Raw genomic sequence first — 6467 nt, 5'->3', positions numbered from 1 at the left:
GACGTCGGAACCATACCGGTGTGCTTGTAGAGCATGGCCGCATACTGCCTCTTGCGCCCACGGTCGGGTGAATCCATCCAGTAGATGGAGTTGTCGAAATACATAAACGGCTCACCGGTCTGGGTGTGAAAGAACTGGGCTCCGTTGGCGGTAAACCAGTCATAGGCCGCTTCGGCTGCAGCGGTGTAATCCGGAGCACCGTTTTCCAGCTCCGTATCGATCAGCACTTCATCGACCCGGGCGCGACAGGAACCGGGCGGTGATCCGCTCAGGCGTTTGGCTTTTTTCTTTTCCTTCTTGGCGCTGTCCCGTCGATTTTGCTGAACAGAGCGTACCTGTTCCTTGAGGGTCGCCATTGGAACCGCTTTACCCAGTCGTTCCTGCACCAGTTTTAGCAGGCGGCTTTGCTCCAGTGGTGAATGAGCCGAAATTTCGGCCAGAACCGGCTCGAGCTGGCGGTTTCTCTCTTCCTCCGGGGCATCCTCGGGCAGACTTTGAATGCCGAACTCCACCGGCGTACAGGCGGAAGAAAGCAGCCCCTCAAATTCAGCCTTACCATTGCCGGATGCAAAGAAATCGTTCACATCGATCTTGGCGTTGGCCAACAGCGTTTCAGCCTCCCGAATATCCTCGGCAGAGTGGCCGTCGAGTAATTTGGCCAGCTCCCGGGGACCGACGGCCGCCGTCAGGTTGAACCGCTCCTGCAGTTCCTGCCGCGCCTGCTGCTGAGGCTCATTCAGAGGAATGGTAACCAGCTTCGTATCAATCTTGTGTTCGGCCAGCGTGCGAGCAGTCTGCAAGGCTCCCTTGAGCCCGGCCTCCGAGATTTCATTGTCCTGACAGATATAGACGGTCTTGAGTCCGCGCATCTTCGGAACCAGCCGTTCCCAGTCTGCGGCCCTGATTCTTACCGTTACAGGAGAGAGCGCGGGAAATCCCTGCTGCATCAGAGCAATGCAATCGGTCACGCCTTCGGTAATAATGATGTGATCGGGCTTACCCAGCAGGCAGTCCTCATTGAAGAGAACCGCATTGTTGATGAAGCGGGCAACATAAGGGCGCTGATGTTCATCGTGAACCGGCAGCTTCTTGTACTTTCCCTGTTCCCAGTTCACGTCCGGCGTCCACGGTGTCTTGCGGCCGATCATGAACACGACACGGCCACGGCTCCAGTATGGAAAGATGATGCGCTTCTCAAAAAACGGATTCAATCCATCCTGACTGGTAGGGCGAAAGGCTCCTGTAGCGGAAAGCTCCCGTTTGCTGAAGCCATGATCGCCGGAGCGCAGGGCTGCAATGACACCCGACTCATTGTCGGCAAAACCGATCAACAGGTCGTCTATGGTCTCATCACTGATGGCGTACTTTTCTTTCAGCCAGGTCAGCGCCTCCTGATTTTCCTTGAGCCGCTGGTGATAGTAGCGGGCCAGTTCGGTCAAAGCATCTTTGACCCGGATCTCAAACGATCGATCATTTTCCGTCTGCTCCAAGCGTTCCTGCGTGAGGCCATAACGCGACAGTGGCGGCATCCCGGCTTTACCAGCGAGGAAGTCACGGGCCTGCCGATGGCTATCGGGCATGGGACCGGATTGACCGGCGGTAACCATTCCCGATTGAATAAACTCAACGAGCTGGAGGACATCTCCACCCACACCGCAGCCGAAGCAATACCAGCCCTGTTTGTCGAGCATCACATGAAGGGAGCGACGGGACTGACTCTGGTGGTGCGGACAATCGCACTGAAGCCGCTGCCGGGATTCCTGTGTGATCCTTCCAGCCAGAAGATCCCTTGCCACATCTCCGATATCGAGCTCGGTTATCAGGCGGTAGTATTCTCTGACATTGTCTGAACCGCCCATGCTCATAATGCCCCCGCACAAGCTGACTGCTCTTCAGGGCAATTCACATTGTTCAAGAGAATGGATAGAAAGGTCTTGCGGTCATCCACCTGACATTTCTTGGCGCAATTGCGGATGCCCCAGCGGTCACCGAGTACAATCGCAGTCTTGCGGGCACGGGTGACACCGGTGTACAGCAGGTTGCGATGATGCATAAAGGAATGAGCCTTGTGGACCACCACGACAGCGCATGGAAATTCCGATCCCTGGGTTTTGTGGATTGTCAGCGCATAGGCCAGCTGGATGTCCTGAAGGTTCGGCGATCCTTTTTCGATCTCAACCGCCACACCCTCGAAATCAATCAGCAGCGTGCCGTTGGGCAAAACATCGATCACATGGCCGATGGCACCATTCATCACGTTCAGGTCATAGTTGTTGCGGGTCTGAATGACCTTGTCGTGTTTCAAAAATGGCGACCGGCGGCCGGGTTGGGTTTCCGGCACATTCACATACCAGAGACGCTTCTGGATAAGCCGCTGCAAATCTTCATTGAGCGATTTGGTTCCCAGCGGACCCTTGTGCGTCGGGGTTAACACCTGCACATCTTTGATCAGATCAAAGCCAAGGGCATCGAGTCGTTTTTCAAAGAGGTCCAGTAGGAAGTTTCGGGCGGCCCCCGGGTCGGTGAACTGGTCCGCCAGATACCAATCCCGGCATCCCTGTGTACTGGCATCACTGGTTTTCCTAACTTCGCCTTTGAGAATGGCGGTGCTGTTTTCCTTCAACACACCGGCCTGCCTGACCACCTTATCCAGAATGACCGTGGGGATGGCATTCGAGTGGATCAGATCCCGAAGGATATTTCCCGGACCGACCGGCGGTAGCTGGTTATGGTCTCCCACAATGACAATGGTCGTTCTGGCAAAGTCCACCGCATTGAAAAGGTGCCAAGCCAAAGGAACATCCACCATGGAAAACTCATCGATGATCAGGATGTCGGCGTCGATGGGATTGTTGCTGTCCTTTGAAAAGGACTTGCCGTCATAGCCAAGCAGTCGATGGATTGTGGTTCCGGTTCGGCCACTCACTTCCTCGAGTCTCTTGGCCGCTTTACCTGTCGGGGCGGAAAGAACCACCTCCAGATCGCACTCTTCACATACCGCGTTGATGACCGATACGGTGTAGCTCTTACCCGATCCGGCTCCACCGGATATGAGGCTGATGGAGTGCTGCAAAGCAGAGTGAACCGCTTCGAGCTGCTTTTCATTGAGCGTTTCCGCCTGACGCAGAATCAGCTTCTGCAGATTGCGGGTTGATGTGAAATGAGGATTTGCCTCAGCCGCCTTGGTAAAAATGGCGGCAATGTCCTGTTCCATTTTCAGGATATCGGAAAGCGCCACCAGAAAGCGTCCTGCATGGGACTCACAGGAGAGCAGTCTTTCACTGATGAGGTTGTCCAGCGAGGCTTCGATACGAATACGGCTGTCCAGATTATCCATCACCAAAAGCAGGTTGGACTGATCAACAAGGTCCTCGTATTCGACCCAGCAGTTTCCCTGATCCAGCGCCTCGTGCATGCAATATTGAATTCCAGCACGGATTCGTGGAGTGTGGTCTTTTGGCGTGCCCAGTTTGCGGGCAATCTTGTCGACCTTCTTGAAGCCGAATCCCCGCAATTCCCGGATGAGGATGTAAGGATCAGCTTTTAGGATCTCCAGACAGTTGCCGCCCAGCTTTTCGACCAATGTGGTCACCTGATGGTGGGTCAAACCAAAGGCGGAAAGCCATGCCAGCACGGCATTGACGCTTCTGTTTTTGCACCATTCATCCTTCAGACGATTGGCGGCATCGAGGGAAATTCTGGCTTTTGATGCGATGAGCTCCGGAGATTCAATCAGAGTCTCCTCGAATGAATCTCCGAACTGTTCGACTATAAGGCGGGCTTTGGCAGGACCAATCCCTTTGATTTCAGGGTGATTGGCCAGATAATGAATCAATCCTTCCGGGTTCAGATCAAGATCGTGCTCCATGGCATCGACCTTGAACTGTCGACCATATTTCGGATGGGTGGCCCACGTCCCCAAAAGGACCACGGGCTGGTTTTCACGGGCAAACAGATTTCCGGCAAACTGGATTTCCTCTCCGGTGGCGGTGAGCAAACGGCCTGCGGAAAACTTTGGCCCGGCATAATAAACTCTCTCTATTCTTCCCCGGAGTTTTGCCGGGGAGTTTGTTTTTCTTGGCATTGAGCGAACCTCCGGTGAAAGCGCATTAAAAACTCTTCAACAAACCGGCAGGCTGCCTGACGGTCTGAACAGAAATAAACGGGCACACCGAAGTCGATGATGATGGAGGCAATGGTTCCTATGAGGGCGTTTGGATGGGCGTCGCTCTGGTAGCAGGCACCGAGAATATCCCGGTAATTGGCCTCAACGACGACACAGGCTGCGTCATAATGCCGGAGCTTTTCCAGCTCCTTGTGAAAACGCTTTCGGCCTCGGATGACAGTGGAAACAAAATCCGCCATGGACTTCCTTTCCACCGCCACCCGGGTCTCGAATCCCTCGATGGAGTAATCTCCCGCCGGGAGGGCCTTGCGGACTGATGCGACTGATTCCGAATCAAATCCGTAAGGCTCCTGTTCCCGGGTATCAACGACAACGGTAACCATGCCCATCCTCAAAACGGAATCATGTCGTCTACATCGTGACCGGTCGACGGTGCGGCGGCGTCTTCATCCGAAAGCACAATCCGGCGGTTGAAGTAGATGTTCTCGAATTCGTTTTTCGTGCGCTTGGTCACCTCGAGCCCGACATCCAGAAGGGTTTCCAGTTTGCCCGGGAGATCGGAGAGCTTGTCCATCTGCAGGCCGCAGGTATAGAGATCCTGCTTGAGCCATTTCACATTGTCCTTGCTGGCAATGACGTTGTTGCGCCACAGCAGACGGCCTTTATGCGTGGGACCCAGAATCTTCAGCGCCCACTTGAGCATGGGATTGCCGGAAGTTTCCGAACGGGTCAGTTCCACACGATCGACCTTGACCTGATATTTCCCGTCGGGAACAGCTTCAAAGTCCTTTTCTTCAACATCCGCAGAAACGAAATCATCGTCGAACTGCGCGAGGTCCATGGTGTCATCGTTATTCCAACTCATTGTCATTACTCCTTAGTTTGAGGTTTAGCCGTTGTGGCTGGCTCCGACTTTGTCCGGGCGGCACTCACCGCTGAACCGGCAGCCGTTTGATTGAAAGCTTTCAGGAAGGTCGGGAAATCCAGAGGGATCATCTCCGGAAGTCGGCCGGTACGGTCTCCGGCGTCGTAATTGGGGCTTGGCTTGGTGCGCATCACCCGCTGATACATGGGCTTGCCGTCGTCACCGGTTTTCATGTCCAGATCACAGAACAGGATCAGGTCCACCAGACCGGTCACCAGCTTGCGGGCCTTGTCCGGCAGGGTCGGCACAATGCGTGTGTGCTTCCCAGTGCGTGTTTCGATGTCACGCTCGTGGGAATGGGAAATGAGGATCAGGCCGTATGGCAGAAAGGCCAGTTTGTTGAGAACGCGCTGGAACTCATTGTTGATGAGGGCATAGCCTTTGCCGTAGCCAAGGTCGGACTCGTGCTCGATCTTGAATTTCTTGCAGACATAATCCGCACACATGCGGTAGGCGTTATCCACCGTGTCGATGACGATGGTCTTGAAGTCGTGTTTGCCTTCGGCAATCTCGGCACACGCCTGCAGAAGGTCATCCCAGCAGGTAATGGGCGCTTCGAACACTTCGAGGGCGTTCAGCCCCGGTTCCGTGGCGAGAAACAGGGCGTTTTCCGCGTGGGAGCACCAAGTGCTCTTGCCAATTTTGCTTGGACCGTAAACCAGTGCGGTCAGGTCGTTCAGGCTTGCTTTCGGTTTGGTTTTGCTTTTCGGAAGCATGATTTATCTCCTTGTATGGTTTGGGTTAAAAAACAGGGGCAGCATCTTCACTTGCTCCATCCCGCAGCTCTTCGTGCGGGAGCACCCGTTGGTAATGGTTTTCAATGACGTTGGGGTTCTCACCGCTCTGGCACAGCGGGAAGTAGGGACAGGCGCGTCCATACTGAAAACAGAAGGCCGTATTGCGGTAGAAGGTGTTGCGGCGGCGGGCATCCAGCATGGCTTTGGATAGTTCCCAAAGCTCACTGCGCAGCTCGTCGAATTGATCGCGGGAGATGTAGAGCACCTCCCGGTGAAACATGCCGGGCTCGAGGTATTTGTCTTTGAGGCGCTGCTGGAAGGCATCATCCGGCTCGGGCATCTTGCGCTTGGCGCTGCTCTTGCCGGTTTTGGATTTGGCGATCAGCTCGGCACGGCGGGTTTCAAACTCAGCTTCCGTTTCACCTTTGCTCTGGCGCAGCTTGGCTTTGACCAGCACGTTGTAGATGATGCCGGAGATACGGACACCTAGGGTCTGTTCCAGATACCACGCATAAATGATGATCTGAAAATCAGTCCAAAGCCGTTCCAGATAACCGGCATCGATTTGTGAGGCGGTCTTATGCTCCAGCAGGAAGTATTGGCCATCCTGCTTGACCAGACCGTCCACCTTGCCAGCCAGCACGAAACTTCTCGATGCGGCGTTGGTATCTGGATTGAC

Annotated in this window: 6 protein-coding genes; all 6 read right to left on the bottom strand. The window is 54.6% G+C overall.

Annotated features, from left to right (window positions below; translation table 11 throughout):
- The coding region (locus R2940_18725; protein MEZ4601831.1) for a CHC2 zinc finger domain-containing protein at window positions 1-1859 on the bottom strand (1859 nt) is incomplete at its 3' end.
- Between the two features lie 2 nt (window positions 1860-1861).
- The gene (locus tag R2940_18720) at window positions 1862-4084 is read right to left on the bottom strand and encodes an AAA family ATPase (GenBank protein ID MEZ4601830.1); all 2223 of its coding nucleotides are present in this window, start codon (window positions 4082-4084) and stop codon (window positions 1862-1864) included.
- Complete coding sequence (locus R2940_18715; protein ID MEZ4601829.1) at window positions 4039-4509, bottom strand: ERCC4 domain-containing protein; 471 nt, start codon at window positions 4507-4509, stop codon at window positions 4039-4041. The genes R2940_18720 and R2940_18715 overlap by 46 nt, the downstream gene beginning before the upstream one ends.
- An 8-nt stretch (window positions 4510-4517) precedes the next feature.
- A complete protein-coding gene (locus tag R2940_18710) occupies window positions 4518-4991 on the bottom strand; it encodes a DUF669 domain-containing protein (GenBank protein ID MEZ4601828.1) in 474 nt (157 codons plus the stop codon).
- 5 nt (window positions 4992-4996) lie between these two features.
- Window positions 4997-5767, bottom strand: a complete 771-nt coding sequence (locus R2940_18705) for an ATP-binding protein (protein ID MEZ4601827.1) — start codon at window positions 5765-5767, stop codon at window positions 4997-4999.
- A 25-nt stretch (window positions 5768-5792) separates the two neighbouring features.
- Window positions 5793-6467 (bottom strand): PD-(D/E)XK nuclease family protein (locus tag R2940_18700; GenBank protein MEZ4601826.1); only part of this gene is annotated, 675 nt, incomplete at its 5' end.

Source organism: Syntrophotaleaceae bacterium (assembly GCA_041390365.1).
Taxonomy (GTDB): Bacteria; Desulfobacterota; Desulfuromonadia; order Desulfuromonadales; family Syntrophotaleaceae; genus JAWKQB01.
Note: the sequence above shows the minus strand (reverse complement) of the source record. Positions and strands in the feature narration are given on the sequence as shown.

Excerpts from the sequence above, each read along its gene's own strand:
- R2940_18710 (MEZ4601828.1), bottom strand. The coding sequence starts at position 4,991 with ATGAGTTGGAATAACGATGACACCATGGACCTCGCGCAGTTCGACGAT.
- R2940_18705 (MEZ4601827.1), bottom strand. The coding sequence starts at position 5,767 with ATGCTTCCGAAAAGCAAAACCAAACCGAAAGCAAGCCTGAACGACCTG.
- R2940_18720 (MEZ4601830.1), bottom strand. The coding sequence starts at position 4,084 with ATGCCAAGAAAAACAAACTCCCCGGCAAAACTCCGGGGAAGAATAGAG.
- R2940_18715 (MEZ4601829.1), bottom strand. The coding sequence starts at position 4,509 with ATGGTTACCGTTGTCGTTGATACCCGGGAACAGGAGCCTTACGGATTT.